Below are 17,197 nucleotides of genomic sequence, written 5' to 3' on the forward strand. Positions count from 1 at the left end.
CCCCCCAGCCTGCCGCGGCCCGCGCACGCGCCACCTCCCTCCGCTGCCAGGTCGCAGACTCCGTCAGCCAGGCCACCCACACCACCGGACTACGACGCGCCCGCTACCGCGGCCTGGCCAAAACCCACCTCGACCACAGCATCAGCGCCACCGCTCTCAACCTCATCCGCCTCCATGCCTGGTGGAACGGCCACCCCCTCGACCGCGCCAACCACAGCCACCTCGCCAGACTCCAACTCAGCCTGGCTGCATAGGGATTGGATTAGCCACCAAGATCGTGTGGGTGCCGATAATTGCGTCCAGGCAGGTCAGGACCGTCCTGCGCTCGGGGCTGTCCCTATCCGGCATGATCGCCTTTCGTGCTCGTGCTCGTGCGCTTCGCGTATCTCGCGGTCTCCCAGGCCTTCGCGGCGATGCGCCTGCTTCCGATGGGAGGCCGCGAGAAGGATGTCGAGATCCTGGCCCTGCGTCACCAGCTCACGGTCCTACGGCGGCAACTCGGCGGCGAGCGTCCGAGGTTCCGGCCAGAGGACCGGGTGTTCCTGGCAGCGTTGCTGTCAGGGCTGCCGCGGCAGGCTCTGCGTCGGATTCGGCTCCTGGTCAGCCCGGACACGGTCCTGCGCTGGCATCGCGACCTGATCAAGCGCCGGCACGCTCGCGCGAGTGCTCGCCGCAGGCCCGGGCGTCCTCGGACGGTTGTCTCGATCCGCCGCCTGGTGCTGCGGCTCGCCCGGGAGAACCCGTCCTGGGGCTACCGTCGCATCCACGGCGAGCTCGCCCTCCTCGGCCTCCGGGTAGCACCGTCCACGGTCTGGGAGATACTCCGAACCGAGGGCATCGACCCCGCACCGGAGCGCTCAAGCGTCACATGGCCGGACTTCCTGCGCTCGCAGGCCGAAGCGATCATGGCGATGGACTTCATCGAGACCGTCACTCTCACCGGAAAGCGCCAGTACATCCTCGCCGCTATCCACCACGCGAGCCGCAGGATCCGGATCGTCGGTACCACCGCCCACCCGACGCATGCCTGGGTCGCCCAGGCTGTGCGGAACCTCCTGATGGACCTGGAGGACGCCGGTCAGCTCGCCACAGTGCGGTTCCTGATCCGGGACCGGGACGCCAAGTACCCAGCCTTGATGGATCAGATTTTGCAGAGTTCGGGCATCGCGACTGTTCTGACGGGCGTGCAGGTGCCGCGCATGAACGCGGTCATGGAACGCTGGGCCAGGACGCTCCGGGCCGAACTCCTCGACCGGACCCTCGTCTGGAACGAGGCCCACCTGCGTCGTGTACTGCTGGTCTACGAGCGGGACTACAACCAGCACCGTCCCCATCGGTCCCTGGCAGGTGCCGCACCCCTGCGAGCCATCCCCGCACGGCTCGAGCCGCACCAGGTCGAGCGCCTGGACATACGCCGGCGCGACCGACTCGGCGGAGTCCTCCACGAGTACCGACATGCTGCTTGACCTGCGCGGACGGGGATTTCGGCACCTACAGGTGTGAAATGCGGCGAAGTTGCTGGGAGCGCGAAGATGCACCCAAGCGCATGTCGTCAAGAGCGCAACTCGGCCCCCGTGTGGTCGACAACATATGGCGCACTGTCAAAAGGGCGCGACGGCCCTGGATCTCGCCGCACATCGGGGCCCGCACGAAAGAATTCTGGCCATCTCGACCGTTGTGGGTGATAGCGGTCAACGTGGGTTGACCTGGGAGCAGATTGGGAGCCGAGTGCTCCCAACTTCGCTCCCAATCCGCTCCCGACTGAAGTGGGCCGAAAAACGTCGAGAGCCGGTGTCTGATGAATCAGACACCGGCTCTGACCTGCGACTCTGGACTAGCGTCCGAGTCGGGACGACAGGATTTGAACCTGCGACCCCTTGACCCCCAGAAATGGCGTCATGCCACTCTGGTTCGCCGGGAGTTCGGTACCTTACGGTGGACGCTCCCAATCAACAGGGAGCAGTTCGCACCTTCTTGGCCGACGTTCGACACTGTTCTCCCGGTGAAGAATGCCGTAATTATGTCCCATTTTGGCACCATGGATTGGCCCAATCGGGTGGGGATGGTCTGATGGCGTCGGGCGGGCGCCGTATCGAACCGCCATGGGTTGATCGGCGGGGTTGGGGCCGGGGTGCCCGCCCCAGCGTGGTGTGCTGGGGCGGGCGGAGCAACAATTCAGTTGAGCTGGTTGATCTGTGGCGGGTTGTCGCTGATGGAGGTGGCGGCTGACGGGCTCAGCGCTGTGGGGTAGACGTGCATGTCGGACAGGGAGCCGTTGCTCTGGCTGTACAGGCTCACTGTTCCGCCTGCGAAAGTCACGGCGCCCATGGTGAGTGGGCCGATGGCCGGGGTGATGGCGGCGTTGGTTGCCTGTCCGGCGAGTGAGCCGTCGACGTAGAGCGTCATGGTTCGTGCGGTGGCGTCGTAAACGCCGACGAGGTGGTGCCAGCCGGTCTGGGCGGGGGCGTTGGCCGCTGCGGTGTACCAGGGGGTGGTTGCCGTGTTGGCTCCGGTGGCCTGGAACATGAATCCGCCGCCTGACGGGTTGTAGCCGAGGGTAAAGGCTTGGTGGTAGTTGGTGCCTTCGCCGAGGAACTGCTGGGCGAGGCTGGTGTCAGTGAGGTCGATCCACGCTGAAATGCTGAAACTCTGGGTGGTGTCGATAACCGGGGTGGTGCCGACCTGGGTGTATCCGGTCTTGCCGTCGAAGGTGAGGACGGTGCCGCGCTTGCTGTCGGTGGTCCAGGTGGTTCCGCCGTTGAGTGTGGCCGGGGTGCCGCCGGGGGCGTTGTCGGCGGCAGTCGTGTTGCTTCCGCCGTCGCTGAGGATCCACCAGTGGGTGGCTGTGCTGTAACTGCCCTGGACGAAAGGGGCGGCGAAGTTGGCATTGGTCCCGGTCGGGGCCAGGCCTTGGTAGTCGATGATGTCGCCGCCGGCGCTGGCCGCGTAGAGGTCGGGTTGGCCAAGCCCGGTCATGTCGCCGGGGGAGGCGACAGCGGGATAGGCGGCAGCGGGCAGGATCGGGGACAGGTCGGTGGAAGGGTTGGTGGTCCAGCCGCTGACGGCGGCGCTGGTCCAATTCTGAGCGCTGGTGTTGTCACAACCGTAGAGCTGGAGTTGTGTGCCGTCCGTGGTGCTGGATCCAGGGTCGTCGACGCACAGGCCGGGCTGGCTGGCGAGCGTGAGAGACCCGTTGGCACCCGACAGCCAGTGCTGGGCAGCGGTGCCGTTGCAGGTCCAAAGCTGGAGTTTGGTACCAGAAGTGGGGGTGCTGGTGGCGTCGAGACACTTGCCGAGGACGCGCAGGGACTGGTCGGGGGAGTAGGTCCAGTACTGGGCGACAGTACTGTCGCAGAACCAGACCTGGATCCTGTTTCCGTCAGCCGTCCCCAGGGCGTTGTCGTCTATGCACAGCTTGCGGCCGCTGCTGTCGGTCAGAGACGTCTGGAGGGTGGTGGTGACGGGCGGGGTGAGGGTGGTGATGCTGCCCGAGCTGTCCTTGAGCGGAAGCGAGTAGATCATGCCGGTGCTGGTGGCGCGGACCCAGAGCATCGGGGTGCCGGGTGTCTTGGTGGCCAGGTTGCCGCCGACGACGCCGGGGGCGATGAGGTCGAATTGCGACCAGTCGCCGGTGCCCAACAGCACGGGGTTGCTCAAGGGCGTGCTTGCGGTGGTCTGGTAGAGCCACAGCTCCTGGTGCCCGCTGCCGTCAAGCTCCTTGGTGATCAGGTTCGCCGTGGCGTAGCTCGTGTCGCCCTGCAGGTCGCCGGGGGCGATCATCTGCCTGATGCCGGACCAGTCGGTGTTGTAGCCGGTGCAGCGACCTGTGGCGGTGCAGGTCGGGTGCGTGATCGGGGAGACGCCGCTGGTTTTGGAGAAGTGGCCGTAGGTGCCACCGTTCTCGCCGTCGTTGGTGTAGCGGTACATGGCGGAGGTCTTGGTGCTGTAGGCGAACAGGTCGTCGACCCCGCCGTTTTGCAGGGAGCCTCGGTGGGCGATGTCGAAGTTCTTCCAGCTTGTGCCGTCGGGGCTGGTGGAAGGTGTGCCGGCGATGGTGGCAGCAGTCGTGGAGGGGTCGGTGTTGCCGGGGAGCAGGATGAGGTTGCCGTTGTTGTCGGTGGCGAGCATGTCGGGGACGCCGTCGCCGGTGAGGTCGCCTGCGGTGACCTTGGTGGTGGGGTTCCAGGGGGCGTAGAAGCTGTACGTGGATGGGACGGTCTGGACGTTCCCGGCGTTGTCGACGGCTTCGACGTAGAGGATGTGGCTTCCCCACATTCCGGGCGTGATGTTCAGAGTTGCCTGGCCGCTGCTTGCCGCCTGGTAGGTGAAGCCGAGGGTGGGAATGGGTTGGTCGAGTGAGTAGCGGAACCCCGCAATTCCGCTGGCCGGCAGGCAGGTGCCGAGTGTGCAGGTGGAGGCGTCGGGGGCTGGGTCTGTTGCGGTGACGGTGAAGGATCCGGCCTGGCCGGCGTCCTTGGCGGGAGCGGTCCCGCTGCCGGAGGCAGGGAAGTCGCTGCTGGCGATGGTGGCCTGAGCTGGCGGGGTGAGGTCGACGTCGAAAGTGCAGCCTGAGACGGTGTTGGAGGGCAAGGTTCCATCCGAGGCGTGGGTTTGCCACGTGTACTGGTGGCCGTCTTGGACGGTTGTACCAATCGGATAGCTGCCGACCCTCGGAGACACGGCATAGGGGACGTTCCCCGAGGTGACCTGTTTGGGGTTGCCCGTGCCGTCGTTGAGCTTGTTGTCAACCATCGTGTACCAGATGGCGAGATCGGTGCCGGTGATCGGGGAGGTGGCGGTGGACTGCAGGTCGATGCTGCTGGCGCCGTAGTTGGTGCTGGTCAGCCCGATCCATCCGGGCGTGCCGCTGCCGCATGCCGGGGATGCGGAAACCAGGTTACCGCTGGCGTCGACGGTGACGGCCTTGGGGCTGGTGTCGACGGTGCTGGGATCGATGTTGGGCTTGAGGTCGTACGTGGTCTGGATGTACGGATTGCGGGCGAACCGCATGTGCCCGAAGTTTGTGGCGTCGGTGTTCTCCTCACCGTAGAGGCCGAAGGTGATAGTCCCGCCCTGTGCCGCGTTCACCTGACTGGCAAGGTCGAACGTCGTGGTGTTGCCGCCGCCGCAGGAGGTGGTGGCGTCGACGCTGTACATCAGGTTGGTCTGGCTGAAGGCCATCACGCCGGTTGCGGCGTATGGGCGGTGGTTCCAGGTGGTGGGGTTACTGCTGGTGGGCGAGTTGATGCCGTCGGTGACCCTGAGGGTGACCGGCCACTTCTTGTCGCAGCCCCCGTAGGCGCCATAGGTCTGGGTGAGGTTGACGTTCGCCTTGGAAACTGAGGCTCCGTGCGGGATCTTGCTGAGGTCCATGACGTAGAAGGACTCTTCGTAGCCGGAGCCGCAGGTGCCTCCCCAGGCGGGTTGGATGTATCCGATGCCCTCTCCTGCGGAGGTGCCGTTGCCTTCCTCGGTGTTCCAGCCGGTGTCGGCGTCCGGGCATCCTTCCCAGACCTGGTCGTAGTACTTGGTCGTGTCGTCGACGACTGCGGGGTCGATGAACACAGGGAAGCTGACGCCGTTCCCGGTGAGTAGGTTCTGATCCGGAGTGAGGGTCAGCGCGTTGCCGCTGGCCGCGAGAGCCACTGGGTCGACCTGGGCACCGCTACCGGGACCGTCCACGGACGAGGTGCTGGCGCCGCCGGCGTCTGCGAGCGTCGCTGCGGCGTGTGCCGTGATGGTGCCGGATGAGCCGGTGCTGGAGTCCCACATGACCGGAGCGGGACTGCTGAAGACAGCTGTCCCGTCAGCGGCCTCAGCGACCATCCCGCCCCCGGTGTCGGAGGCGAGGTTCAGGCCCTGCCCGGAGGCCGCCAGCTGAAGGGTCTTCAGGGCCGGGTTGGCAGCGGCGGCGGCGTCATGGACGATCAGCACGTCCCGGAAAGTGCCCTGCTCATCCACAGATACGGACAGGTCCACGCCGGGCAGGACCGAGCTGTAAGCGGCGGTGTTGCCGCTGAGGGTCGGCGTGGGCAGGGTGAACGGCATCGACATGGCCAGGCTGTGGCCGGCTGGATCGGTCAGGGTGACCAAGGGGCCGCTGCCGCCGCCGGAGAGCACGACGTTAGTTGGAGTCGCCTTCGGGCTAATGGTTCCGTCCGCGTTCTGGGTGAGCGTGTCATCGAGCGGAACCCAGGTGCCGTTCTGCTGGATCTGAACGGGCAGGGCGTTGGTGGTCTGGGTGAGAGAACCGTCCGGGTTGGCGACAACATTCGTGGTGTCGGTCGTCATGGACGGGACCGGGACAGGCTGGCCGGTGGAGGCTGCCTGCAACTGGGCCGCCTGAACTGTGCCGGGCGAGGTGGGCGGCGCGATGGAGCCCGGGCCGCCCGGCGCGGTGTCGGCGAGAGCTGGCCAGACGGATCCGGCTGATATCAGGCAGGTAAGGAGCGGCGCCATGAGGACGCGCCGCCTCCACGCCCTGCGGGCGTGTGACTGAGTGGTCATGAAGAGCCTTCGCGGTCGAGTGATCACGGAGGCGTGATTTGCGTCACATTGGCGAAGGGCTAGTGGGTCACGAATGTCGCAGCGTGGCGGCGGCGTGTCTTGTCATGTCCCGTTTCGCCCCGCACGGATCGGACGAAACCACCCCGCGTGCGGATGCCCATCCCCTGGGGTCGGGCGCGGACAGGGTATAGCTCAGTCTTCACACGATCCATATGATCCCTTCGATCATTCTCCGCAGTGTTTCCATGCGCTGATGGATCGTCACGGTGTCCGAATGCAGGGGGTTTTGCCGCATGACTGTCCGTGCGCGCTGGTTTGCGGGTGTCCGTCACCGGGTGTGGGGGCGTGGTCTGACCGTTGCCACTGCGGTGCTGGCCTCGAGCGCCGTGGTGGCGCCGATGGCGGTCGCGCAGGAGCTGCCGCATTACCAGTACACGGGCAAGATCTGGTCCCCCTATGCCCTGCCTGCGACCAAGAGCGTGCCGGTCCGAGATCTTCCGCATGGTCAGACCAGTGGTCTTCTGAGTAAGCGAGCGAAACCCCTCAAGGGCTACGCGACGCAGGCCCCTGTATGGCCCGCAAGCGGCACAAGCACCGTGGCGTTGACTCGAGTTGTCCCCGCCGCGTCCGGAGCGTCACCTTCAGCCTCTCCATCCTCCCCGTCGGGGCATCCAAGCCCTGGAGCATCGGGTGCGGGCGTGCGTGGCACGTCGGCGCCCGCCCCCACGGCGTCGGCCTCGGTGCCGGTCGCCGGGCCGGTCAGGGCGGGATCCCTGCCGGTGTGGGTCGGTCCCGTCCCTGCTTCTTCCGGGCGCGGGACCCGGGCACAGCCAGCGGTTCAGGAGCCCGGCCGAGTGACGGTGCAAGTGGCCTCGCACGCCCAGGCGGTGGCGGCCGGCGTGAACGCGATGTTGCTCGGGTTCGCCCGTTCCGACGGCACCGCCGTGTCCGGCCGAGTGCAGGCTGTCGTCGACTACGCGAGCCTCGCGCGTGCCTACGGTGGCGGTTACGGCTCGCGGTTGGTGATGTTTACCATGCCCGCCTGTGCGTTGACCTCGCCTCAGATAGAAGCCTGCCGGACCCATACTCCCCTGAACTTTTCTAACCGGGCGGGCGCCGACCAACTGGTCGCCACACTCACCGTCGGTGCGAGCAGCGGTGGGGCCTCGCACAGGACGACGCGCCCTGGGCTGACTGCGATGGACACCAGCGGCGGCATGACCGTCGTCGGCATAAGTTCCGGCACACTCGGCTCACAAGGCAACTACGCGGCGACCTCGCTCAACCCGTCGGGCACCTGGCAGGCATCAGGGACAGGAGCATTCACCTACTCCTACCCTCTGACTGTCCCCTCCGCCGTTGGCGGCAATGCTCCCAGCGTGGCGTTCTCCTACGACTCGCAGTCGGTGGACGGAGAGACCTCCGCCCGCAACTCACAGGCGTCGTGGATCGGTGATGGGTGGGACTATCAGCCCGGTTTCGTCGAACGCTCCTACCGCTCGTGCAGCAGCTTGCTCAACTCCAGCGGACAACGCCTCCTCAAGGGCTCAGGCGACGAGTGCTGGGGCGGGGACAATGCGGTCATCTCCTTCGGCTCCCACTCCGGTGTGCTGGTGCCCACCACCAAGGACACCTCGGTGCCTGGCATCGTGGCCCAGTGGAAGCTGCAGAACGACGATGGCACCATCGTGCAGGAGCTCTCCGGCGCGCAGAACAACCTGTACCAGGGCATCTACTACCGAGTCGTGACCACTGACGGATCGGCTGCCTACTTCGGATCCGACCACGCCCCGGCCACGACTGCGATCAACTCTGCAGCCCAGTCCGGGAAGCCTGCAGACGCGTCCACGGATTCCGCGTGGGGCGTCCCAGTGCTTCACCCCGTCTCCGGCGACCCGTGCTACAACTCGAGCGACGGGACCGCGTCCAAGTGCTCGGCGAACGAGGGATGGCGCTGGAACCTGGACTTCGTGGTCTCGCCGACGGGCTTCGTGCAGCGCTATGACTACAGCACAGAGTCCAACTACTACGACCTCGGCGGTGGCCAGGTCGCGGCGTCCAATGGGTCAGGTACTCTCACCCCCTACACCCGCGGCGGCACGCTTACCCAGATCTCCTACGGGTACCAGCTCGCCGACGAGCTCGCCGGCCACACCCCGGCAGCGGCGGTGGTGTTCACCTCAAAGCAGCGCTGCCAGACCAGTCCGAGCTTCAACTGCAGTCAGACGATCTCGGACTCCAATGCCAGCAACTGGCCCGACGTCCCCTTCGACCTCGCCTGCGAGTCTGGCGACTCGACGACACTTCCCCCCGGCTCGACGAGCGTTCCGAGCGGAGTCTGCATTACCAACTCCCCGACGTTCTGGACTGCCACCCGCCTCGACTCGGTCACCACAAAGGTCCACGTCGTCGACTCCACAACAAAAACCGACAAGGGTTTGGTCGCTGTCGACGGATACCAACTCGGCCAGGTGTACTCGACGTTCGGCGGAACGATCGACCCGGTCACCGGCACCACGGTCGACCCCAGCGACGCTGGATCCCTTCAGGGCGTGCTGTGGCTGCAGTCCATCCAGCACACGGGCGAGGCGGACTCCTATGACGGCGGCGGCACTGCCGTCACCATGAACCCGGTAACGTTCGTTGGCACCGAGATCGACAATCGGGTCGACGGCGGCAGCGCGCCGGAACTCTTCCGGCCTCGTATGGCCGCCATCGTCACCGAGACCGGCGAGGTCATTTCGGTCGACTACTACCCGCCGGACTGCTCGCGGGTGAACAACACGATGCCCGCGTCGCCGGACAACGACGCCATGTCCTGCTACCAGTCCTATTGGAGCCAGCCAGGCGCCTCTTACCCCAGCGCTGACTGGTTCAACAAGACCCGTGTGCAGAGTGTCGTCGTCTCCGACGTGACCGGTGCCAAGAACGACACAGCCGGGACGTCCGGGAACCTCGGCTTTTCCGGCTCGCCGGACCAGGTCACCAACTACAGCTACAGCAAGCCCGCCTGGCACCGCGACGACTCGCCGCTGACCGACGACCTGTACCGCACCTGGGACCAGTTCCGCGGTTACCACACCGTCACCGCAACCTCCGGCACCGCACCTGACCCCATCACACAGACCACCACGACCTACCTTCAAGGCATGGACGGGGACTACCTCGCCAGCGGAACCCAGCGCTCCATCCAGGTCCCCGACACGGTCGGCGACAACGTCACCGACAGCAACTGGCTGGCCGGGACCCCGCTCGAGACCGACACTTACACGGCCGCCGGCGGGAGCGTCGACGCGAAGACCGTCACCCCGGCCCCGAGCCTCACACAGACCGACTCGGCGGCGCAGACCGCGTGGACGGACTGGAACTCCACCGACTACACCGGCACACCACCCACCCTGTCCACCCTCCCAGCACTCACGGCCCATCGCATCACTGACAGCACTTCCCGCAGCTACTCCCTACTCAAGAACGGGACCTGGCGCGAGAACCTGCAGCACACCACCTACGACTCTCAAGGGCGCCCCAGCACGGTCGACGCCACAGCGGACGTGGGCGCCGGAGACGCGCAGGAACAGTGCACCACCACCAGCTACGCCACCGCCCCCTCCGGCAACCCGCAGATGCTCATCTACCCGGACCAGACCACCACGGTCACCGGAGCATGCGGAGGCACCAGCCCCACCCTCCTGTCCGCCAAGAAGGTGTACTACGGCGGCGACAGCACCCTGACGAACCTGGGCACCTTCGGGCAACTCGACTCCACTGGCCGTGCGACCGGCAACCAGGTCGCCACGGCCGCCAGTGGCGGCACCCCCACTGCCTGGCGCACCACCACCGCGATCACCTACGACGGCGTCGGCCGCGTCACCCAGGCGCTAGACACCAACGGCAGCGCGACCCACACCACCTACACCCCCGCGGACGGCAGCACGAACCCGACCACGGTCGTCTCCACCAACCCGCAAGGCTGGACCACCACCTCAACCCTGGACCCGCTGCGCGGCGTCGCGACCGAAAACGTGGACGCCAACAAGCGCAAGACGGACATCACCTACGACGCCCTCGGCCGCCGGACGGCGGTTTGGCTGCCAGGCCGCTCACAGGCGAGCCAGAGCGCAGACAAGACGTTCGCCTACTCCATCGACCCCGGCGCCACCGTCACCGTGGGCCCCAACGTCGCCACCACCATCACCGGTGCCCCCAGCGCCGTCACCACCAACACCCTGCGCGAGGGCGGCTCTTACGGGCAGAGCATCACCCTGTACGACGGGATGCTGCAACCCCGCCAGACCCAGACCACCACAGCGGACAACTCCGCCGGACGCCTGATCAGCGACACCTTCTACGACTCCCACGGCTGGCCACTGCGCACCTACGCCCCCTACATCGACACCACCACCGCCCCGTCGACCACCGTCGCCCAGGTCCTGCCCGAGAGCCAGATCCCCTCGGAGACCCTCAACACCTACGACGGCCAGGGCCGCACCCTCAAGAGCACCCTCTACACCATGGGCGCCGCCCAATGGAGCAGCGGCGCCTCCTACCCCGGCGCCGACGAGACGGACACCACCCCGCCCGTCGGTGGTCCCACCACGCAGACCATCACAAACGCGCTCGGCCAGACGACCTCCACGACGGTCCAGAACACCAACCAGGTCGTCAAACTCACGCCCGGCATGGTGATCCCGTCCGGCACCCAGCTCCTGTCCGCCAGCTCCCGCCTGGTCATGCAGAACGACGGCAATCTCGTCCTGTACTCCCTCGCCACCGGCAAGTCCATGTGGGCGAGCAGCACCAGCGGCAACAGCGGCGCCTACGCCGCCTTCGCCACCGATGGGAACCTCCACGTCTACAACACCTCAGGCACCAGCCTGTGGTCCGCAAGCCTGACCGCAGGGGCGGGCACCACCCTGCAGCTGCAGAACGACGACAACCTCGTCCTCTACAACAGCAGTGGCGCGGCGACCTGGTCCAGTAACAGCTGGCACGCGAACCCCGGCGGCAGTAACACCACCAGTTACACCTACACCCCCGTCGGCGAGGTCTCCACTATCCAGGACTCGGCAGGAAACACCTGGAAGTACCAGTACAACCTCCTCGGTCAGAAGATCTCCCAGAGCGACCCCAACACTGGCACCACCACCTTCGACAGTTACGACCCGCTCGGGAACCTGCTCGCCACCACCGACCCGCGGGGCAAGCAGCTCTCCTACATCTACGACTGGGACAACCGCAGGACCGCCGAGTACGACACCACCAACGCGGCACCCGAGTCGACCAGCAGCATGCTTGCGTCCTGGGCCTACGACATCACGCCCAGCACCGCCGACTCTCCCAACCCGAATGCGGCGACCCTGGGCTACCCGACCTCCTCGACCCGCTACGTTCACAACGGGTCGACCACCACCAGCTACACCGAGCAGGTCACCGCCTACAACAGCGCCTACCAGGCCACGGGGACCCGCACCACCATCCCCGCGACCGACGGCTTCCCCGCACCCCCCGGCACCACCCAGGGGACCTCTGGCACCGTCAGCTTCGAAAGCGACGCCACCTACACCCCCGACGTCGGCCTGCTCAACTCCACCAACTACGGAGCTGACGGGGGCCTGCTTCCGGAGACGGTCGGCTATCAGTACGACCTGCAGGGCCTGCTGATGTCCGACGGAGGAACGCTCACCCAGTCCGGCGGCGGCACCATCAATGCCCCCTACGTCGACAACACTATCTACACCCCGCTCGGCCAACTCCAGCAGACCAACTACGGCGTGTACGGCCTCCAATTGGCCACCACGAGCGCATACGACGCGGCCACCGGTCGACTGACCCACAGCACCGTCGGCTGGCAGGCCGCTTCCACCAGCGCCATCGACAGCACCGACTACCGCTACAACCAAGCCGGAGAAATCACCGCAGTCTCCGACGCCCAGTCCAACGGTGGAGCCGTCACCGGCACCGACACACAGTGCTACACCTACGACAGCTTCCAGCGCCTCACCACCGCCTGGACCGACTCCCAAGGCATCAGCAGCGCCGGTGCCGGCGGCACGGGATCCTGCCCCAGCACCAACCCGACAGCCGCCGCCACACTTACCGCGCCCCAGACCAACACCGTAGGCGGCCCAGCCCCCTACTGGCAGGACTACAACTACGACCTGCTCGGCGACCGCACCGGCATGGTTAACCACGACCCCACCGGCAACGCCCTCAACAACACCACCCAGACCATCGCCTACCCCGGCACCAACGCCACCACCAGCGCCGCGCAGCCGAACCAAGCCACCAGCATCACCAGCACCAACCCAAGCCTGGGCACCACCACAACCACCCCCAGCTACACCGACACCAGCGTCAACAGCGCAGGCGTCAACGCAGGCAACACCATGAGCCGCACCATCAGCGGCCCCCTGACCACCGGCTTCACCCTGTCGACCGGCGGAAAACTCTGCCTTGACGACTCCTCCGGCTCCACCACCCCGGAGAACAAGGTCCAGGTCTACACCTGCAACTCCAGCGCTTCCCAGCAGTGGACCTTCGCCCCGGACGGCACCGTCCAGCTCACCGGGAAGGGCGTCTGCCTCGACACCGCCGGTGACGCCACGACCCAGAGCACCAAGGTCGTCATCGACACCTGCGACAAGACCAAGTCCACACAACTCTGGAAGCCCACGCCCAACGGCAACCTCGCCAACCTCGGCACCAGCAACATGTGCCTGGCAGACCCAGCCGCCACCGCCACCATCGGAACCCAACAGATCCTCTGGGCCTGCGGCTCCGGCGGCCAAACCTGGACCACCCCCGGCGCAAGCCAGACCCTAGCCTCACCCCAGACCTTCACCTACGACGCCGAAGGCCGCACCGCCACCGTCACCGACGCAGGCAGCACCGGCGCCCAGACCAGCAGCTACATCTACGACGCCTCCGGCAACCTGCTCGAACAGACCAGCAACGGCACCACCATCCTCTACCTCTTCGGCGGGACCGAGCAGCTCACCAAGATCGGGACCGGCGTCACCGGCCAACGCTTCTACCCCGGACCCGACGGCACCGTCGTCACCCGCACCACCGGCGGCCCCACCCCCGGCGGCACGGTCATCTACCAGACCGGCAACAAGCAGGGCACCGCCACCACCACCATCTCCTCCACCACCAGCACCCCCACCATCACACGCCGCTACTACGACCCCTACGGCAACCCCCGCGGCACCCAACCCACCAACTGGCCCGACAACCACGGCTTCCTCGGCAAACCCACCGACACCAACACCGGCCTCGACCTCCTCGGCGCCCGCAATTACGACCCCTCGATCGGCCGCTTCACCAGCCCCGACCCAGTCTTCGAAGCCGGCGACCCCAACCAGATGGGCGGCTACACATACGCCGCAGACAACCCCGCCACCGGATCAGACCCCACAGGTCTCTTCGACCCGGACGGCCCAGGTGTCGTCGACCCGCTTGCCCCCGACACCGGCAAGACCAACAACTCCAGCGGCAATACGAACAACTCCAGCGGCGATCAAGGCCCAACCAGCGACCAGCGCCAGGTGGCTGCAATCGGCGACACCATCTTCGGCACACTCAGCGACACGATGCGTCAGGAAAACGCCAACGTGGCTGCCGACGCAGTCAGCAACTGGTGGGGCGGCTTCGAAGCCAAATACCTCGACGTGCATCACGACGCTATTCAAGACGTCTACGACGTCCAGGCGGCGGTCGGCATGGCCATGATCACCGACGGTGAAGGAGGCGCAGTAGCCGCTGACGACGTCATGACGATGGGGCGAAGCCTCGCCAGCAAGCTCGCCAAGGCCCTCAGTCGCAGTGACGATGCGGTCCCGGAAGCCACCTCGGCTGCAGGGAAAGCAGCCACGGACGCCGCGGGTGGTGGTACGGCTGCGACATCCGACACGCCAGCCAGTACGACACCCACAGATGCAGCACCAAGCACCCCTGCGAAGGGGAGCAGCAGTGCTGGCCGGGACAGCACCGACTGCGTCGGTTGCAAATGCAGCTTCTCCCCGGACACACCAGTGCTCATGGCAGACGGCGCAACCAAAGCCATCGGAACACTGAAGGTCGGTGATCACGTCGAGTCCGCTGACGCGAAGAATGGCAAAGAGGCGGGAGCACGCACGATCCAGCACATCTGGATCAACCATGACACTGACCTTCTCGACGTCACGATCGACGACGGAACTGATCAACCCTCTGTCATACACACCACCGCGAACCACCCCTTCTGGGATGACACCACGCACACTTGGGTCCGAGCTGACCACCTGAAGGCCGGCCACAAGCTCGCCAGCACCCCAGGCCATCACCCCACCGTCCTCAACACAAAGACCACCCTGGGCGCGGCAAACCGTTGGAACCTGACCATCCAGCAACTCCACACGTACTATGTTGTGGCGGGCGGCGTCCCGATCTTGGTCCACAATGCTTGTGGGCCCGAAGGGGAACACGTTGTCCTTGGCGTCGGAGAGCATTCGGATGCATTGGCCGGAGCCCTGCGAAATGGGGGCGACGCAGGAGCGCATACGTTCAACGACAGTAACTTTGGAGATATCGGAGAAGGCGGGATTCCGGAGTGGATGCATGGCGTGATGCGTGCTGCCGGAAGTCCGGACACCAGGCTGAGCATCACGCTTGATGGGCTCCCCGGCGCAACCCCAGAGGAGGCATTTCAGAATGCCTATATCCGAGGGGTTGGAGCTGGCTTGAAGGGTGCCGTGCAGGGCGGATATGGCACGGCTTGGGAGATGAGTGTCGTTGGCCGAAACGCCTACCTGAATAGTGTGGATAGTGAATTCGGTAGGTCGTGGTCGTCTATTCAGTTCTATTGGAGAGGTGCGCCAGTCGATGTTCAAGAGCCCGACTGGGCTGCCCTGAGAGGTTTGGCAGGTCAGTAGTGTCAGCGTATGAGTCGGACAGGCTGTTTGAGATCTGGAGCTTCAGCCCCTCACATCGCACGATGTTGCTGCGTAGCAACCCGAGTCCGGGTGATGAGGGTGGCACCAGGATCGAGATCTACGTCGGCAATGTGGAAGTAATGTTCCTAAGGCCGAGGATGAAGAGGCTGAAGATTTGGCGGCCTTCTCCCCAGGAGGCGTCCGAGGCAGCTGCGAAGTTCAGCATTGGCGATAAGCTGCAGTCGCTCTATCTAGTTTCGAGTGAGGATTTCCGCGGCTTCATCGTGGGTGGCCGACCTTCTTGGAGGGAAGCCGTGCGGGACTTCGATGATGAGACCTTGTTCGACTTTGGGCAGGAGTGGCCACCGGGCCCGGAAATTACCTGGGGACAGGTTGAGTGAGGATTCCCTGAATACCTGAGCAGTGTCGCTTCAGAGGCCCCACCGGAAACCATTTCGGTGGGGCCTCTGAGGTGTCTGACGGCAGTAGTTGACGGCACGTCAGTGGACGGGCGCTGCGCAAACCGGTGGGTCGTCGCCGTCGTCGGTGTCCGTGCCGATTATTGCGTCCATGCAGGCCAGGGTCGTTTTAGCCTCGGGCGTCCGCTATCGGGCATGATGACGTTTTGTGCTCGTGCGATTCGCGTATCTCGCTGTCTCCCAGGCCTTCGCTGCCCTGCGCCTGCTCCCGATGGGCGACCGCGAGAAGGACGTCGAGATTCTGGCCCTGCGTCACCAGCTCACGGTCCTGCAGCGGCAGCTCGGTGATGAGCGTCCGAGGTTCCGGTCGGAGGATCGGACGTTCCTGGCGGCGCTGCTGTCGGGGCTGCCGCGGCAGACTCTGCGCCGGATCCGGCTGCCGGTCAGCCCGGACACGGGCCTGCGCTGGCACCGTGACCTGATCAGGCACCGACACGCTCGAGCGAGCGCCAGACACAGGCCGGGGCGTCCGCGCACGATCGTCTCGATCCGCCGCCTGGTCCTGCGGCTTGCTCGGGAGAACCCATACTGGGGCTACCGCCGCATCCACGGCGAACTCGCCGTCCTCGGCATCCGGGTGGCACCGTCCACCGTCTGGGAACTCCTCAAGGCCGAAGGCATCGACCCCGCGCCGAACCGCTCAAGCGTCACCTGGCCGGACTTCCTGCGCTCGCCGGCCGAGGCGATCTTGGCGATGGACTTCATCGAGACCGTCACCCTCACCGGGCAGCGCCAGTACGTCCTCGCCGCCATCCACCACGGCAGCCGCAGGATCCGGATCCTCGGCACCACCGCCCACCCGACCCATACTTGGGTCACGCAGGTGGTGCGGAACCTGCTCATGGACCTGGAGGACGCCGGCCAGGTCGCCACAGTGCGGTTCCTGATCCGAGACCGCGACGCCAAGTACCCCACCTTGATGGACCAGATCCTGCAGAGTTCGGGCATCGCGTCTGTACTGACGGGCGTGCAGGTTCCGCGCATGAACGCGGTCATGGAACGCTGGGTCAGGACGCTCAGGACTGAACTCTTGGACCGCACTCTCATTTGGAACGAGGCTCACCTGCGTCGAGTTGTACGGGTCTACGAGCGGCACTACAACGAGCATCGCTCCCACCGGTCCTTGGTTGGCGCCGCACCCTTGAGGGCCCTCCCAGCACGGCTCGAACCGCATCAGATCGAACGCCTGGACATACGCCGGCTCGATCGACTCGGCGGAGTCCTCCACGAGTACCGGCACGCCGCTTGACCTGCACGGACAGGGATTTCGGCACACCCACGATCTTGGTGGCTAATCCA

General features: G+C 65.9%; 6 protein-coding genes. 5 read left to right on the forward strand and 1 reads right to left on the reverse strand.

Annotated features, from left to right (window positions below; genetic code table 11):
* Together DN069_RS29440 and DN069_RS29445 are read left to right on the forward strand one after the other, a co-directional pair.
* The coding region (locus tag DN069_RS29440) for a transposase (protein ID WP_207892313.1) at nucleotides 1–254 on the forward strand (254 nt) is incomplete at its 5' end.
* 111 nt (nucleotides 255–365) lie between these two features.
* Entirely contained in the window at nucleotides 366–1,466 is a 1,101-nt protein-coding gene (locus DN069_RS29445) for an integrase core domain-containing protein (RefSeq protein ID WP_111506107.1), read from the forward strand.
* Nucleotides 1,467–2,175: 709 nt separating this feature from the next.
* On the opposite strand, the gene DN069_RS29450 is transcribed toward DN069_RS29445, so the two are convergent.
* The gene (locus DN069_RS29450) at nucleotides 2,176–6,291 is read right to left on the reverse strand and encodes a LamG-like jellyroll fold domain-containing protein (RefSeq protein WP_111506099.1); all 4,116 of its coding nucleotides are present in this window, start codon (nucleotides 6,289–6,291) and stop codon (nucleotides 2,176–2,178) included.
* 1,070 nt (nucleotides 6,292–7,361) lie between these two features.
* On the opposite strand from DN069_RS29450, the gene DN069_RS42480 reads away from it, so the two are divergent.
* The 3 genes from DN069_RS42480 to DN069_RS29465 all read left to right on the forward strand — a co-directional run bounded on the left by DN069_RS42480 (nucleotide 7,362) and on the right by DN069_RS29465 (nucleotide 17,147).
* Entirely contained in the window at nucleotides 7,362–15,419 is an 8,058-nt protein-coding gene (locus DN069_RS42480; RefSeq protein ID WP_165845695.1) for a ricin-type beta-trefoil lectin domain protein, read from the forward strand.
* Between the two features lie 62 nt (nucleotides 15,420–15,481).
* A complete protein-coding gene (locus DN069_RS29460) occupies nucleotides 15,482–15,820 on the forward strand; it encodes a hypothetical protein (RefSeq protein ID WP_133260077.1) in 339 nt (112 codons plus the stop codon).
* Nucleotides 15,821–16,046: 226 nt separating this feature from the next.
* Nucleotides 16,047–17,147 (forward strand): integrase core domain-containing protein, encoded by a 1,101-nt coding sequence (locus DN069_RS29465; protein WP_111506105.1) that lies wholly within the window; start codon nucleotides 16,047–16,049, stop codon nucleotides 17,145–17,147.
* The last annotated feature ends 50 nt before the right edge of the window (nucleotides 17,148–17,197 follow it).

The sequence above is a fragment of the Streptacidiphilus pinicola genome (assembly GCF_003258295.1).
In the GTDB taxonomy this organism is placed as follows: domain Bacteria; phylum Actinomycetota; class Actinomycetes; order Streptomycetales; family Streptomycetaceae; genus Streptacidiphilus; species Streptacidiphilus pinicola.

What these genes read in the sequence shown, in the direction of transcription:
- DN069_RS29450 (WP_111506099.1), bottom strand. Translation starts at nt 6,291, where the DNA reads ATGACGACCGACACCACGAATGTTGTCGCCAACCCGGACGGTTCTCTC.
- DN069_RS29460 (WP_133260077.1), top strand. Translation starts at nt 15,482, where the DNA reads ATGTTGCTGCGTAGCAACCCGAGTCCGGGTGATGAGGGTGGCACCAGG.